The organism is Campylobacter concisus (assembly GCF_003048575.1).
In the GTDB taxonomy this organism is placed as follows: Bacteria; Campylobacterota; Campylobacteria; order Campylobacterales; family Campylobacteraceae; genus Campylobacter_A; species Campylobacter_A concisus_U.
In genome coordinates this window covers 78199-91396 of record NZ_PIRZ01000007.1, presented here as the reverse complement: position 1 = coordinate 91396, position 13198 = coordinate 78199, and the positions used below count along the sequence as shown (strand labels likewise).

At 36.8% G+C, this 13198-nt stretch carries 17 protein-coding genes; 6 read left to right on the top strand and 11 right to left on the bottom strand.

Features of this window, described 5'->3' with window-relative positions:
• Window positions 1–207: 207 nt before the first annotated feature.
• From CVS84_RS08620 to CVS84_RS08600, 5 genes are read right to left on the bottom strand one after another with little or no spacing between them, the layout of a single operon-like run.
• Complete coding sequence (locus CVS84_RS08620; RefSeq protein ID WP_107691938.1) at window positions 208–1548, bottom strand: DUF945 family protein; 1341 nt, start codon at window positions 1546–1548, stop codon at window positions 208–210.
• The gene (locus CVS84_RS08615; protein ID WP_107691937.1) at window positions 1545–2111 is read right to left on the bottom strand and encodes a DedA family protein; all 567 of its coding nucleotides are present in this window, start codon (window positions 2109–2111) and stop codon (window positions 1545–1547) included. The genes CVS84_RS08620 and CVS84_RS08615 overlap by 4 nt, the downstream gene beginning before the upstream one ends.
• Window positions 2111–2707: a lipid-binding SYLF domain-containing protein gene (locus CVS84_RS08610; protein ID WP_107691936.1), complete on the bottom strand. Its 597-nt coding sequence runs from the start codon at window positions 2705–2707 to the stop codon at window positions 2111–2113. The genes CVS84_RS08615 and CVS84_RS08610 overlap by 1 nt, the downstream gene beginning before the upstream one ends.
• 9 nt (window positions 2708–2716) lie before the next feature.
• Window positions 2717–4270, bottom strand: a complete 1554-nt coding sequence (gene rny / locus CVS84_RS08605) for a ribonuclease Y (protein ID WP_072594345.1) — start codon at window positions 4268–4270, stop codon at window positions 2717–2719.
• Window positions 4191–4835: a 5-formyltetrahydrofolate cyclo-ligase gene (locus CVS84_RS08600; RefSeq protein ID WP_107691935.1), complete on the bottom strand. Its 645-nt coding sequence runs from the start codon at window positions 4833–4835 to the stop codon at window positions 4191–4193. The genes rny and CVS84_RS08600 overlap by 80 nt, the downstream gene beginning before the upstream one ends.
• A 49-nt stretch (window positions 4836–4884) precedes the next feature.
• Between CVS84_RS08600 and CVS84_RS08595 the strand changes: the two genes are divergently transcribed.
• Genes CVS84_RS08595 through radA form a run of 4 tightly spaced genes read left to right on the top strand, consistent with a single transcriptional unit; the run spans window position 4885 to window position 8053 of the window.
• Window positions 4885–5517: a TlpA family protein disulfide reductase gene (locus CVS84_RS08595; RefSeq protein ID WP_107691934.1), complete on the top strand. Its 633-nt coding sequence runs from the start codon at window positions 4885–4887 to the stop codon at window positions 5515–5517.
• Complete coding sequence (ftsY, locus tag CVS84_RS08590; protein ID WP_107691933.1) at window positions 5517–6383, top strand: signal recognition particle-docking protein FtsY; 867 nt, start codon at window positions 5517–5519, stop codon at window positions 6381–6383. Before CVS84_RS08595 ends, ftsY begins: the two co-directional genes overlap by 1 nt.
• On the top strand, window positions 6376–6738 hold the full coding sequence (locus CVS84_RS08585) for a VanZ family protein (RefSeq protein WP_107691932.1): 363 nt from the start codon (window positions 6376–6378) through the stop codon (window positions 6736–6738). The genes ftsY and CVS84_RS08585 overlap by 8 nt, the downstream gene beginning before the upstream one ends.
• Window positions 6713–8053 (top strand): DNA repair protein RadA, encoded by a 1341-nt coding sequence (gene radA, locus CVS84_RS08580; protein WP_107691931.1) that lies wholly within the window; start codon window positions 6713–6715, stop codon window positions 8051–8053. Before CVS84_RS08585 ends, radA begins: the two co-directional genes overlap by 26 nt.
• A 138-nt stretch (window positions 8054–8191) precedes the next feature.
• Here the strand turns inward: radA and CVS84_RS09690 are convergent, their stop codons facing one another.
• The 3 genes from CVS84_RS09690 to fliL form a co-directional block, all read right to left on the bottom strand.
• Complete coding sequence (locus CVS84_RS09690; protein ID WP_107691930.1) at window positions 8192–8962, bottom strand: hypothetical protein; 771 nt, start codon at window positions 8960–8962, stop codon at window positions 8192–8194.
• A gap of 144 nt (window positions 8963–9106) precedes the next feature.
• Entirely contained in the window at window positions 9107–9451 is a 345-nt protein-coding gene (gene acpS, locus CVS84_RS08570; RefSeq protein ID WP_107691929.1) for a holo-ACP synthase, read from the bottom strand.
• Complete coding sequence (gene fliL, locus CVS84_RS08565) at window positions 9448–9984, bottom strand: flagellar basal body-associated protein FliL (protein WP_107691928.1); 537 nt, start codon at window positions 9982–9984, stop codon at window positions 9448–9450. The genes acpS and fliL overlap by 4 nt, the downstream gene beginning before the upstream one ends.
• Window positions 9985–10042: 58 nt before the next feature.
• Here fliL and ybaK point away from each other — a divergent pair, with 58 nt between their 5' ends.
• Entirely contained in the window at window positions 10043–10525 is a 483-nt protein-coding gene (gene ybaK / locus CVS84_RS08560) for a Cys-tRNA(Pro) deacylase (RefSeq protein ID WP_107691927.1), read from the top strand.
• Here the strand turns inward: ybaK and CVS84_RS08555 are convergent.
• Both CVS84_RS08555 and CVS84_RS08550 read right to left on the bottom strand, forming a co-directional pair.
• Window positions 10514–11500 carry an SAM-dependent methyltransferase gene (locus CVS84_RS08555; RefSeq protein WP_107691926.1) on the bottom strand — a complete coding sequence of 329 codons (987 nt, stop codon included), beginning with the start codon at window positions 11498–11500 and terminating at the stop codon, window positions 10514–10516. The genes ybaK and CVS84_RS08555 overlap by 12 nt on opposite strands.
• Window positions 11497–12105 (bottom strand): trimeric intracellular cation channel family protein, encoded by a 609-nt coding sequence (locus tag CVS84_RS08550; protein WP_054196787.1) that lies wholly within the window; start codon window positions 12103–12105, stop codon window positions 11497–11499. The genes CVS84_RS08555 and CVS84_RS08550 overlap by 4 nt, the downstream gene beginning before the upstream one ends.
• Before the next feature lie 118 nt (window positions 12106–12223).
• On the opposite strand from CVS84_RS08550, the gene CVS84_RS08545 reads away from it, so the two are divergent.
• Complete coding sequence (locus CVS84_RS08545) at window positions 12224–12886, top strand: lipid-binding SYLF domain-containing protein (protein ID WP_107691925.1); 663 nt, start codon at window positions 12224–12226, stop codon at window positions 12884–12886.
• A 91-nt stretch (window positions 12887–12977) separates the two neighbouring features.
• Here the strand turns inward: CVS84_RS08545 and CVS84_RS08540 are convergent, their stop codons facing one another.
• Complete coding sequence (locus CVS84_RS08540; protein WP_002942234.1) at window positions 12978–13187, bottom strand: hypothetical protein; 210 nt, start codon at window positions 13185–13187, stop codon at window positions 12978–12980.
• Window positions 13188–13198: the final 11 nt, after the last annotated feature.

Below are 13198 nucleotides of genomic sequence, written 5' to 3'. Positions count from 1 at the left end.
ACTTTTAGTTTTATTTATTAATTTGTCTAATCTATTATAAATTATAAAATAATAGACTGGCTCAATCGATCACTTGTTTAGATTTCAAAGATTGACTAATAGTTTAACAATTGTAAGTTAAAAGAACTTTCTGATCTGCATTTTGCAAAACAGAAAGTGAAGTATATAGAAGTGATGCTTAAATACAGATAAAAATCAGGCTAATTTTTAAAAACCCATAAAGAAATTTTGAAGTCCAACTTTTCCATTAAATATAATATCTTTTTTGTTTGGATCATATTTAAATTCACTTATTACTTTTTTGTCCTCTTCTTTAAAATATCCAGCAGATATCAAAGTAGGCTCAACAAAAGCTACTTCTGGCACTAGTGTATCAAAAAAATTCGTCAGACCTTCATCAACACTTATTTTTCCGCTAAGAGATAATTTATCAAAAATTTCTGACTGATTTGTTCCCTTTTTAAAGCCATTTACTGCTGCATCCAAATTTAGCTTTAAAGTCTTATCTCCTTTTTTAAAGCTTAATGTATCTATTTTTATGCTTGGATTCTTTTCTAAGATTTGATCTATTATCTCATCAAAATTTAATCCAGCTAAAACATTATAATTTTCTTCATTATTTAAATTATTAAGCTTGTCCAATACATTATTTAACGCAGGTACATTGATATTTGCGATTTTGCTATCAAAGACAAAATCTGTATATTTTACTTTATCAACTGCTACTATACCTATTTTTATAACATCGTCTGATCTTCCAAGATCATTTGAGATTTCAAATTTTGAGTCATATTTAAAGTCATCTATCAAAATATTACTTATATCATTAGATGCGAAAGATACCCTTTTAAATTTAACTTTTGCCAAATAAGGTACAAGCTGACTCTCTAAAATTTTTGAAATCTTAACTGGCTCTTTATAACTTGAGTCAATATAAAATCCTTCGATATTTAGATCAACTTTATTGTACTCACTAAAATCTTTCAAAACAATCTTATCTGCTTCAACCTTTAAGCTGTTTATACTATCTTTTGAATCAAGCATCATACCAATTTTTATATCTTTTGTATTAACGGCAGTTTTTTGCTTATCGTTAAATTCAATATTGCTAAATTTAATATCCACATCTTTATCGCCAGTTAGGCTGACTTTTGTTTTAGTTGTTGCAATAACATTTGAACCCATAAATGTTGCGATAATGTTTTTAATCATATCGTTTTGGATAGAAATTTTTGAGTCTATTTCAAAGCCATCTATAAAAGCAAGCACTGTATGAGAAATTTCATTTTCTACTTTAAAAACTAAATCCTCATTTACATTTTTACCAAATATATTTTCCAAAAGATCTTTTGAAACACTAAAATCAAATGATCCTTTTGAGCCAAAAAAACCTTTTTTATAATTGTTATTAGAAATTTTAAAGCCCTTAATATTGTTTAGATCATTCACTATCCTTTGATAGTTTTTCTCCACCTCATTTGAAGCAAAATAAACCGCTCCAATGGCTACCACGATAACTACGATTAAAGCAGATATCACCTTTTTCATGCTTTTCTCCTTTTTGTAATATGTTGTAAAAAAAACCAAATTCCAAGCAACAAACAAACCATAGCAAGAGGCATAATATATCCATGCTCGCCAAGATAGTCACTTGCACCTACAAAATAATCACCCGCTTTAAAGCTGGCAAATCCGATAATGACCGCCCAAAGCACTGATGAGATCAAATTTATAATGCTAAATTTATAAAATGAATATTTCGTAAGTCCAAGCGCGATAGGAACCAAAGTTTTAACTCCGTAGATAAATTTTTTGATAAATATTATCTTATCGCCGTGTTTTTTAGCCAAAATTCCTGCATAAGCAAGCTTTCTTTTATGATTTTTGATATAAGGCATAAGTGAGTTTTTATTAAATCTTGCGACATAAAAAATTAACGTGTCGCCGATTGTATTTGCCACAGTAGCGACAATTATACTAAGAGTGATATCCATCTTGCCAGCAAAACTTAAAATTCCAGCGGCGATTAATGCAACCATACCGCCACCAAGGCTATAAAGAAACAATACAATATAGCCGTATGTTGAAACTGAGTTTATGATATCTTGCATTAATCTCCTAAAAGTTTAGATGCAGAGGCTATTAGCTGTTCATAGGCATAGCCACTTTGTTTTAAAATTTCTTCCCTTGCACTGATGACTGCTCCACCAAAGCTAGCTCCCGCAAAGAAACCATCATTTGCGGCATATGCGTATATATCACTTGAAAATTTAAAATCGCTTACTTTACTGTAATTGCGTCCAATATCACCAAAAGCTACTGATAGCTTTGTATTAAGCGTGATCTTGGCATCTTTAATATCGTGGATAATGCTATCTTTAAATATAAAAAGTACAAGTGAACTATCTTCATAACCAAGCTGTATACCGATGCTACCGCCACTTATGCTAACTGGTAAAATTTCACTTGGCGAGTTAATGTTACCAACAACCATGATGCCATCTCCACCCATACCACCAACTACAAAACCGATCTTTTTAACACTTGGAAAGATGATCGTTGCTTTTGACTGCTCGATTAGCTCTTTTATAGGAGCATTTCTAGCACCTCTCATCGTTGTTATAAACGAGTTTGCCGAGTCCAGCACGAGCTCCTCGCTGGCAAAGCCAATTGAGAAAAATAATAAAATTGAAAAAAGAAATTTCATATCTTGCCGTTATTTTGCAAAATCAACAGCACGAGTCTCTCTGATGACACTTACTTTTATCTCACCAGGATACTGCACCTTGCTCTCGATCTCTTGAGCTATCTCTTTTGCTACAAGCACTGCCTCGTCGTCGTTTATGAGTTTAGCATTTGCGATGACACGAATTTCACGGCCTGCATTTATCGCATAAGCTTGCTTGATGCCATCTTTACTTTTTGCAATATTTTCGATCTCTTCAACACGTTTTAGGAAGCTCTCAAGTACCTCGCGCCTTGCACCTGGACGAGCTGCACTTAGTGCGTCAGCTGCGCAAACAGCCGCACTTTCTATACTTGTTGCTTCTTCGTGTCCATGATGGGCATAAATGGCATTGATAACTACTGGATGCTCTTTATAGCGTTTACAAATTTCAGCTCCAAGATCAACGTGACTACCCTCGTATTCGTGAGTTAACGCCTTGCCGATATCGTGAAGTATGCCAGCTCTTTTTGCAAGTTTCTCATCTCCGCCACACTCAGCTGCGATGATACCAGCAAGGTGAGCCACTTCAAGGCTGTGCGCAAGGGCATTTTGTCCGTAGCTTGCTCTAAATTTAAGCTTACCTATCAGTTTTACAATCTCTGGATGAATTTTATTTAAACCAAGATCCATGACGATGTTTTCGCCCTCTTCTTGTATACTTTGCTCAAATTCTTCAGTCACTTTTTTGTGAAGGTCTTCTATCCTTGCTGGCTGAATTCTTCCATCCTCTACCAAAAGCTCGATCACTCTTGTTGCGATCGCACGTCTGTAAAGATTGAAGCTACTTAGTATGATAGCATGTGGTGTGTCATCGATGATAATATCAACGCCAAGCACCATTTCAAGAGTCTTGATGTTACGTCCCTCTTTACCAATGATCCTACCTTTTAGCTCATCGTTTTTAATATTTACGACATTTATCAGACGCTCAGCCGCAAATTCTCCAGCAAATCTTGACGTAGCCTGCGCTAATATGTAATTAACCCTCTTTTTAGCCTCTCTTTTTGCTTCTTCTTCGTATTTTCTAACGATATGAGCGATATCCGCACGAGACTTCTCCTCGACCTTTTTAAGCACGACCTCTTTTGCTTCTTCTTCTGTTAAGCCAGCAGCGTGCTCAAGCACTCTTATTGCTTCTTCTACTTTGTTTTGATAAGTCGCTTTTAAATTTAAACCCTCTTCGTAAGTGATCTTTGCGTCTTGCTTATCTTTTTCAAAAAGCTCTTTACTTTCGTTTAAAAGCTCTTGCTCATTTAGCAAAATTTTCTCTTTTTTGGCTAGTTCATCAAATTTACTTGCATACTCTTTTTGAAGCTTTGTCGTCTTGTCATCGTATCTTTTTTTAGCCTCAAATTCAGCCTCTTGTACTGAAATTTTAGAATTTTTAAGCGTTAGCTCAGCTTCATACTCAATAGCCTTTGCTTTTGCTTTTGCTTGTTCTAAGAAGATGTTGTAGTTTGCATCATTTATCTTTTTGGCGTATAGATACCCTGCTCCAACGCCCGCCACACCGGCTCCTAAGCCTATTAAAACCTCTATCATTTATTCCTCTTTTTATATAATTTTTGTTTGGGGTTATATAAAAGTCTGCTACCGCGTCTTGTGCATTTGAAAGCACATCTTTGGTGTAAAAGTCTTTTATCTCAAGAAAAACTATCTGTTTTGGCTTAATAGGCAAAGAGTCAAAAAATCTATCATAAAATCCTTTTCCGTGCCCTATCCTAGCCATAGCTCCATCAACCCCAATCGCTGGAACTACTGCCATATCAAGTCTAACATTATCCATTTTTTTGCCAGATGGCTGTCTGACGTTAAATTTATAAGTTATAAATGGCAGTCGCAATCTTACCATCTTTAAGCTAAGACCTACCATAAAAGGGGCAAAAATTTCACATTTATGTGATAAATTTCGTCTTATTTTAAGCACATCGACTTCATAGTTAAGTGGCAAATAAAACAATACTTTCTTAGAATTTGTAAAATTTATCAATTTTAAAAGCGTTTTTGTAGCTTTATAGTGTGAGCATTTGGCCTTAAATTTAGTAAGTTTCATCAAATTTGCTCTTGCATTTTTTCTAAATTCATTTTTTTCTAAATTAACGCTCATTTTATGCTCTTTCTTGTATAATCCTGAAATCTTATTCAAAAGGAAATTTATGACATTAAAACGAGCAATTATAACATCACTTTGCATTTTTGCATTTTTTGGATGCGGCGACGAGAACAAGCAAAAAAACGAGCAAAATACAAGCGAACAAACGCAGAACAAAATTTTAGATAAAAATGCTAGCAAAGATGAAAATTTAAGCAAAGACTCACTCACTCCAAAAATAGGTGAAAATGCCCAAGATAGCGAGATAAAAGAGATAAATCTAAAGCTGCTAAGTGGCACAACTATGCAGATTACAAAAAGAAGTAATGGCTTTGATGTAAAAGATGGTAAAAAAGCAACTCTTTACGTATTTTTCGCCACTTGGTGCCCTCCTTGCAAGGCCGAGATCCCGCACTTAAACAATCTAAGCGAGAAATTTAAAAACGAGCTAGATATCGTTGGTGTGCTACTTGAAGATAAAAGTGAAGATGAAGTAAAAGATTTTGCTCAAAAATATAAAATAAAATATGAAGTCGCGGTTGGTGAGGGAAATTTTTTATTTGAAAAAGCGATGGGTGGCATAAAAGGCTTGCCTGCGTCAGCACTTTTTAAAGCAAATGGTGACTACGTTCAAGGCTACATCGGTCTTGTGCCTGAAGAGATGCTTGAAAATGACATAAATAGGGCAACAAAATAATGCTTGACTTTTTAAAAAAAGGCCTTGAGAAGACTTTTGGAGCGATAAGCTCGGCTAAAAAGTCAAAAAAGATAGACAAAGAGAGCTTAGAAGAAATTTTACTTGAAGCTGACGTAGCTTACGAGATCGTGGAAGAAATTTTATACTACTTGCCGCCACAAGATGAAGTAAGTAGAGCCGACCTAAGGCGCGTTATGAGCAGCTATTTCATCTACGAAAATGAGCGCGTGATCGAGCCCGATAAGCCATTTGTCGATCTCATCCTTGGCGTAAATGGCGCTGGCAAGACGACAACGATCGCAAAGCTTGCAAATTTATATAAAAATAATGGTAAAAGCGTTATTTTGGGCGCTTGTGATACATTTAGAGCTGGAGCGATCGAGCAGCTACGCCAGTGGTCAATTAGGCTAAATGTGCCAATAGTCGCAACACAGCAAGGTCATGATCCTTCAGCTGTTGCTTACGATACGATTAGCTCAGCCCTTGCAAAAGGCATCGACCGAGTCATCCTAGACACAGCTGGCAGACTTCAAAACCAGACAAATTTGGCAAACGAGCTAGAAAAGATCGTTCGTATTAGCAAAAAAGCTTACGAAAAAGCGCCTCACCGCAAAATTTTGATTCTTGATGGCACGCAAGGTAACGCCGGAGTAGCACAAGCAAAGGCATTTAACGAGATCGTATCGCTTGATGGCGTCATCATCACAAAGCTTGATGGCACCGCAAAGGGCGGAGCACTATTTGGCGTGGCAAGAGAGCTTGAGCTACCTATATTTTATATAGGCGTTGGCGAGAGCATGGATGATATCATCAAATTTAACCCAGACGAGTTTTTAGACGAGCTAATGGACGCCATTTTTGAGTAGGGTAAAATTTCTTAGTAAAATTTGCTTTTTTATCGCTCTTTTGGCGATCGATTTTCTTGCATTTACTCCAAAAAGTCCCACGATCATCGAAAATTCGTGGGATAAGGCAAATCATTTTTTAGCTTTTTGCGTCCTATACATCCTGCTCTATCTTGGCTATGAGTTTAAAATTTTTAAAAATTTAGCCCTACTTTTAGCCTTTGGTGTACAAATAGAGCTCGTTCAGGCATTTTTACCAAACAGAAGCTTTAGCTTGCTTGACATTGTGGCTGACATGATCGGAGCGGCTTTTGGAGTGATAGTAGTTGAAATTTTAAAAAGGATAATTTATGGCAAAAGCAAAGCCAGTTTTTGAGTGTCAAGCGTGCGGAAACCAGCAGAGCAAATGGCTAGGTAAATGCCCACAATGTGGGGCTTGGGATAGCTTTATCGAGCTTAGCCAGCAAGAGATAAAGATAAGTAAAGAGATAGCAAAAAGCACTAGCGCACCTAGCAAAGCCATAAGCATAGATGAAGTTGAAATTCAAAATTTCACGAGATTTAGCACCAAAGATAGCGAGCTAGACCTTGTTCTTGGTGGTGGCGTGGTCGAGGGTTCGCTTGTTTTAATAGGCGGTAGCCCGGGTATCGGCAAATCAACCCTGCTTCTAAAAATCGGCTCAAATTTAGCAAAAGATGGCAAAAAAACGCTCTATGTAAGCGGCGAAGAGAGCCAAAGCCAGATAAAAATGAGAGCTGAGAGGCTAAATGCGGTGGATAAAAATTTATACCTGCTAACTGAAATTTGCCTAGAAGATATCCTGCTAGAGGTGCAAAAGAGCGACTACAAGGTGCTAGTCATTGACTCCATTCAAACGCTTTATAGCCAAAATATAAGCTCCGCGCCAGGCTCGATCACACAGGTTCGCGAGATCACATTTGAGCTGATGAGGCTTGCAAAGAGCCAAAATATCTGCGTCTTTATCATCGGACATATCACCAAAGAAGGCTCGATCGCAGGACCTAGAGTACTTGAACACATGGTTGATGTGGTGCTTTATTTTGAGGGTGACGCGAGCAGAGAGCTGAGGATTTTGCGTGGGTTTAAAAACCGCTTTGGCTCGACAAGCGAGGTTGGCATATTTGAGATGAGCCAGCACGGACTAGTGAGCGCAAACGAGGTATCTAGTAAATTTTTCACACGTGGCGGGGCGATGAGTGGTAGCGCGATAACTATCATAATGGAAGGCTCAAGGGCGCTTAGCATCGAGATACAAGCACTTGTTTGCGAAAGCGCCTATCCAAAGCGAAGCTCGACTGGCTTTGAGAGAAACCGCCTAGATATGCTGCTAGCACTTCTTGAGCGAAAGCTAGAAATTCCACTTGGGCACTACGACGTCTTCATAAACGTTTCAGGTGGAGTTAAGATAAGCGAAACTGCGGCCGATCTAGCCGTCATTGCAGCGATAATCAGTAGCTTCAAAAACCGCCCTATTAGCAAGGATAGCGTATTCATCGGTGAGCTAAGTCTAAATGGCGAGATAAGAGAAATTTTCAACCTCGATCAGCGACTAAAAGAGGCAAAAACGCAGAAATTTAAAAATGCGATCATCCCAAACAAGCCGCTTGACACGCAGGGTCTAAAGTGCTTTTACGCCAAAGATATCACGCAAGTGCTTGAGTGGATGTAAATTTATCTTGCTAGCGACTTAATATCAATACTTTGCTGGCTAAACCATATTTTTTATCTTTTGCATAAGTCTTAGGATATCTATGCTTTTTCTTTGAAATTTAAATTATAAAAATTCCATTCTTTGCTTATAAAATACCTATGCCCTCTTATCCACTTTAAGCTTTGCCACTTTTTCTAAAATTTCAAACATGCTCTTGCCACTATCAAATTCACTCTTTATAAATTTATAAAGCTCTTTAAATCTCTCATCGGCTTCAAGCTTATAGGTGTGAGATTTTTTAGTAACTTGTATAGGTGTAAATTTCTTCTCTTTTTTATCTTCTTCGTTTTGTGTTTCAAGATCATTAATGGAATTTATAGTCTCTTTTGCTAGCTCCTCGTCAAGCTCTAAACCAAAGCGCTTCTTTAGTGCAAATTTAGTCCAATTAGCTTTAAACTCATCGACACTCATATCGCTATCAAGCAACTCGGCTGTTTTTGTTCCACCAAAGGTAAAGTCAGAGAAACCATGCTTTCTGGTATATCTTTTTATAAATTCGTTAACAGATAAAGTCTCTGAGTCACCAAAAGCTCTCTCAAGCCCCAAAGCACCGCTATCATCTATAAATTTCTTTAGCTCATCTATCTCATCTTTTGAAAAAGAGTCGTCATAGCCCATTAGCTTACCAAGTATGCTTACTCTTGCCTCTCCTTCACCTTTTACAAAGCCAGTAAGCGAGTGATCATATCTGTCGTATTCCCTTGCTTTAGCTTTATCGTCTAGGCTCATATACTTAGGAAATGTCATGCCATGACCCATATCGTTACTAAGTATCTCGTTTATATCGTTAAATTGAAAGCCCATCTCTCTTGCTATGTTTTCTCTTGAGAGATAGTTAGTAGTTGGGAGGTTATTAGAAATTCGCATTTTACTATCCTTAGTTTCTTTAGCTCCATTAAATCTTAATCTAAGATATCGTCTTTTCTTTAAAAAATTTTATAAAAATACGTTTTTTAAATTTATCAGAAGTAGTTAAAAGATATTAAAAAGCTTTGTAAAAATGCATAAATTTCAGACAATCATCACTGCAGCTACAGCAAATCCGCCATCGTGAGTTATGCTAAGGCTTGCTTCTTTGATATTAAAATTTGTATAAATTTTTGGGCTAAATTTTATCTTTGGTGCGTTTTTTGCGTCTTTGCTAAGCTCAATGTCCAAAAAGCCACACTCTTTGCTGATGCCCACACCAAGGGCTTTGCTAGCTGCTTCTTTGGCCGCCCAAAATCCAGCCAAAGTTGCATCATTTTTTGCTAGCGCGATCTCATCATCACTAAGAAATTTTTTTAAAAAAAGCTCGCCGTGACGAGCCTTTAGTCTTGAAATCCTATCTATCTTAACGATATCGATGCCTATCATTGCACCACAAAATCAGTAAAAAATATGTTTTTGATGTAGCCATCATTTAGCACTTCATTTAGCTTGCCGACGATCTCGTCCTTTAGCCTATCCTTGCCCTTTGCGGTGCTGACTTCTTCGTAAGTTTTAGAAGAGAGCGTTCTTATAATGATATCTCTTAAAAGTGCCTTTTTCTTATCAAGCTCAGGAGTTAGCAACTCATCGCTTTGCTCCATATCGATCTTAGTTTTAAGAAATCTTGAGCCATTTTCGCTAAGCAGATTTACAATAAACTGATCAAGTGGATATATCGGTCCCATATTTGAATAGTCGTTGCTACCATGCTTTGCCTTATTTTGAGCTGGCATTGCCTGAGTTTGAGTCTGAGCTGGTGCTTGCATCATGTTTGCCTCTTTTGGCTCGTCAGAACTAAGCATCAAAAACGCAACTAGCCCTCCAATAACTAGCAGCAAAACAAATATCGCAATAATAATTATCATTAATGCACCATTGCCACCTTTTTTTGCTTTTTTCTCTTCAACTTCTTCAGCCATCTTTCCTCCTTTAAGTTTTGGCTATAATTATACAAAAAATTCGCAAAAATGAGAAAAAATGATACATAAGACAAATGCTGCCAGAGCTTTAGATAAGCTAAAAATCAATTATGAAATTTTAGAGTATGAAGTTGATTTAAACGATCTTTCAGCTCTCCACGTAGCAGCTAGCACCAAGCAAGATATAAAACAAATTTATAAGACTATCGTTTGTGAGTGTGAGCCTAAAAATTTCGTTGTTGCTTGCTTACAGGGCGATTTGGAGCTTGATCTAAAAGCACTTGCTCACGCGTGTGGCGCCAAACGCTGCGAACTTATAAATTTGAAAGACCTAGAAAAGATCACCGGCTACATCAGAGGCGGCTGCTCGCCACTAGCTATGAAAAAGCACTTTGCCACATTTATCGATGAGCGAGCAAAAGAGCAAGAGTACGTGCTAGTAAGCGCTGGAGTAAGAGGCAAGCAGATAAAGATAGCTCCAAGTGACCTTTTGAGGGCTTGTGAGGCGGATTACGCTGATATCGCTAGGCTAGCTCTTTAAAAACTCTATAAATTTAAACTTCTCGCCCAAAAACTCAGGCGAGAGTAGAAATTTCGCCTGTTTGGCTGCATTTTCATAGGCTTGCTTGCTACCTTTTTCAAGCACTAAAGATAAAATTTCATCCACGCCAAAGTCGCAAACCAAAGCATCATTTTGTTTTTTAAATTTAAGCATCAAAAAGCCAGCCTCACAAAAAGCCTCTTTTACCTGCTTAAAACACAAGCTATAAGTTAGATCTGAGCTTTTAAAATATGGTGCGAGGTCTGAAATTTCAAATAAAGAAAATACTTGATGGTCTTTAAAAATCCTTAAACTAAATTCATTTTTTGGCTCAAATTCGCCGTAGTCAAAGCTTAAAAATCTCATCTTTTTTGCTGCACTTGCAAGCTGGAGCGCAAATTTAGTGTAGCTAGTTGATATCTCGCCCTTTTTTATGCCAAATTTCTTTGCAAGAGCTAGCAAGTTTTGATCCGCCTTTTGCCAGTGAAATTTTAGATCATCATCCACAAAAAGCATATTTTGCCCCTCTATCACCTCACAGCTAAATGCGTCAAGTAGCTCATTTGAGATGACAAAAATTTCTTCAAATGAACACTCGTTTAAATTTTTATAATGCCTTATTTTGATATCATAGCCAAAGCGCTTTGCAAAAGTTTCAAGCTGCTTTTTCCTTAAATTTTCGTGAGGCTCAATGATAATAAACTCTAAATTTTTTAAGATCTCTGGCTTGAGTGTAAAAATTCCTTGAACAAAATCAGCTAGCATTTCACCTGAGTTTGCGCCGATCTCCAAGATCTTACAAGTGTTAGAAATTTCACCGTTTTTAAGTAGCTTTATAAAGTAATTTGCAAGACAAGCACCAAAAAGATATCCAACGCTTACATTTGTGTAAAAATCGCCCTTTTTGCCGATATCTACGCCAAATTTATAGTAGTTTTCATTGACCCAGATATCAAAAAACTCGCTAAATTTCATAGATCAGGTAGCTTCCAGCCTCTATAAAATGCAAACATCCTAACCGTAATGCCAGCAGCAAGCAAGAGCATAGTAAAAAATATATTGGTAAGGCCTAGATGATATAGCACAAAGTAAGCAAGCCCCACACCAAGGCTTATCGTGCCGTAAAGTCCAGTGCGTAAAAACCATGGAATTTCATTTAGCAAAATATCTCTTAAGATACCGCCGCCAACACCATTAAAAAAGGCGATCATCATCACACCAAAGATATTGTAGTTATACTCAATGGCAACCATTGCTCCAACGATCGAAAAACAGATAACATCGATCGCATCGGCGAAGATGAATACAAATTTTCGCTCCAAACCTTCTCTTTTTATGTGTAAATTTGCCACTCTTGAAACAATCAACATAAAAATAACAACACTTACTGGCATGTAGTGTGTAAATGAATAAACTGCCCTACCAACAAGCATATCACGCATGATACCGCCACCAAGTGCGGTCAAAAATGCAGACAAAAAGACTCCAAGCCAGTCGCACTCCTTTTTTACTGCAAATAAAAACCCACTAAGTGCAGCTGATGCGATACCGACGTATTCGACAAAAAGTATTAAACTCATATTTTTCCCTTAAAAGGTCGCATTTTATAATGAACTCTCATAAAAAATCATTAATAATATTTTTACCATTAGTTTATTTTAGGCTATAATAACGAAAAATTTTAAGGAAGGAATTTTAATGAAAAGACTATTAATAATATTTCTTGCTGGTTTATTTTTCACGCCATGCTTAAATGCTGATGTGATCCAAAATCAAAAGCTAAAAAATGCAATAAATATTTTAAATGCTTTTGGTGCAAGAAATTTAAAGCCAAATACTAAATTTGAAGGCATAAAAGCGATCGCCATAATCCCTGATGTGACAAAAGCAGGCGCTATCGTTACTGGCTCAACAGGTAAAGGCGTATTTATCGCTAAAAACGATGATGGTGAATGGTCAAGCCCATTTTTTGTAAATTACACATCTGGAAGCATAGGCTTGCAGCTTGGTTACAGCTCAGCTGATATGATTATCTTATTTAAAAATTCAGAAGCTTATGCAAATTTATTTAATGCAAAAGATACGATCAGTCTAAAAGCAGAAGCAACTGGTGGCGTTGGTAACGAAGTAGCGATCACAAGTGATTTGCCTGAAATTTCAGCATTTGCTGAGGAGCGTGGCAAGACAAGTGGTGCTTTTGTAGGAGTTAGCTTAGATGTGGCAAGACTAAAAATAAATAGACAAGATACAAACGATTATTATGAGCGAATGTATGATTTTGAAAATATCTACAACAATAGTCCAAAAGCTAGCAAATACACACTAAAATTTAAAGAAATAATCTCAAAATACTTCTTATAGCTCAAATTTCTTGGCTCATTAAGTGGGTCAAGAGCTCTTTTTATTTTTACTTTTTTGATTAATTTTATAGAAGTTATGGCTTAGCTTTTTGCTAAACCATAAATAGTGAAACAAAGCGTTTTTTAGGGATTGGAGAAAATTGAGTCATATACTCAAACGCTTCTTCGTAATCGCCATCTGTATATTGTGCAACTTGTTCGATAAGCTCATAAAGCTCCTCATCATCCATAGAATCAAAACTGCCTCTATTTTCTAAAACCTCTAACAAAACGGCGTCTAATTCAAGCTCGTCGTAAGTCATTTTATTCCTTA

Coding starts and splice junctions, on each gene's coding strand:
- CVS84_RS08620 (WP_107691938.1), bottom strand. CDS start 1,548: ATGAAAAAGGTGATATCTGCTTTAATCGTAGTTATCGTGGTAGCCATT.
- CVS84_RS08615 (WP_107691937.1), bottom strand. CDS start 2,111: ATGCAAGATATCATAAACTCAGTTTCAACATACGGCTATATTGTATTG.
- CVS84_RS08610 (WP_107691936.1), bottom strand. CDS start 2,707: ATGAAATTTCTTTTTTCAATTTTATTATTTTTCTCAATTGGCTTTGCC.
- rny (WP_072594345.1), bottom strand. CDS start 4,270: ATGATAGAGGTTTTAATAGGCTTAGGAGCCGGTGTGGCGGGCGTTGGA.
- CVS84_RS08600 (WP_107691935.1), bottom strand. CDS start 4,835: ATGAGCGTTAATTTAGAAAAAAATGAATTTAGAAAAAATGCAAGAGCA.
- CVS84_RS08595 (WP_107691934.1), top strand. CDS start 4,885: ATGACATTAAAACGAGCAATTATAACATCACTTTGCATTTTTGCATTT.
- ftsY (WP_107691933.1), top strand. CDS start 5,517: ATGCTTGACTTTTTAAAAAAAGGCCTTGAGAAGACTTTTGGAGCGATA.
- radA (WP_107691931.1), top strand. CDS start 6,713: ATGGCAAAAGCAAAGCCAGTTTTTGAGTGTCAAGCGTGCGGAAACCAG.
- CVS84_RS09690 (WP_107691930.1), bottom strand. CDS start 8,962: ATGCGAATTTCTAATAACCTCCCAACTACTAACTATCTCTCAAGAGAA.
- acpS (WP_107691929.1), bottom strand. CDS start 9,451: ATGATAGGCATCGATATCGTTAAGATAGATAGGATTTCAAGACTAAAG.
- fliL (WP_107691928.1), bottom strand. CDS start 9,984: ATGGCTGAAGAAGTTGAAGAGAAAAAAGCAAAAAAAGGTGGCAATGGT.
- ybaK (WP_107691927.1), top strand. CDS start 10,043: ATGATACATAAGACAAATGCTGCCAGAGCTTTAGATAAGCTAAAAATC.
- CVS84_RS08555 (WP_107691926.1), bottom strand. CDS start 11,500: ATGAAATTTAGCGAGTTTTTTGATATCTGGGTCAATGAAAACTACTAT.
- CVS84_RS08550 (WP_054196787.1), bottom strand. CDS start 12,105: ATGAGTTTAATACTTTTTGTCGAATACGTCGGTATCGCATCAGCTGCA.
- CVS84_RS08545 (WP_107691925.1), top strand. CDS start 12,224: ATGAAAAGACTATTAATAATATTTCTTGCTGGTTTATTTTTCACGCCA.
- CVS84_RS08540 (WP_002942234.1), bottom strand. CDS start 13,187: ATGACTTACGACGAGCTTGAATTAGACGCCGTTTTGTTAGAGGTTTTA.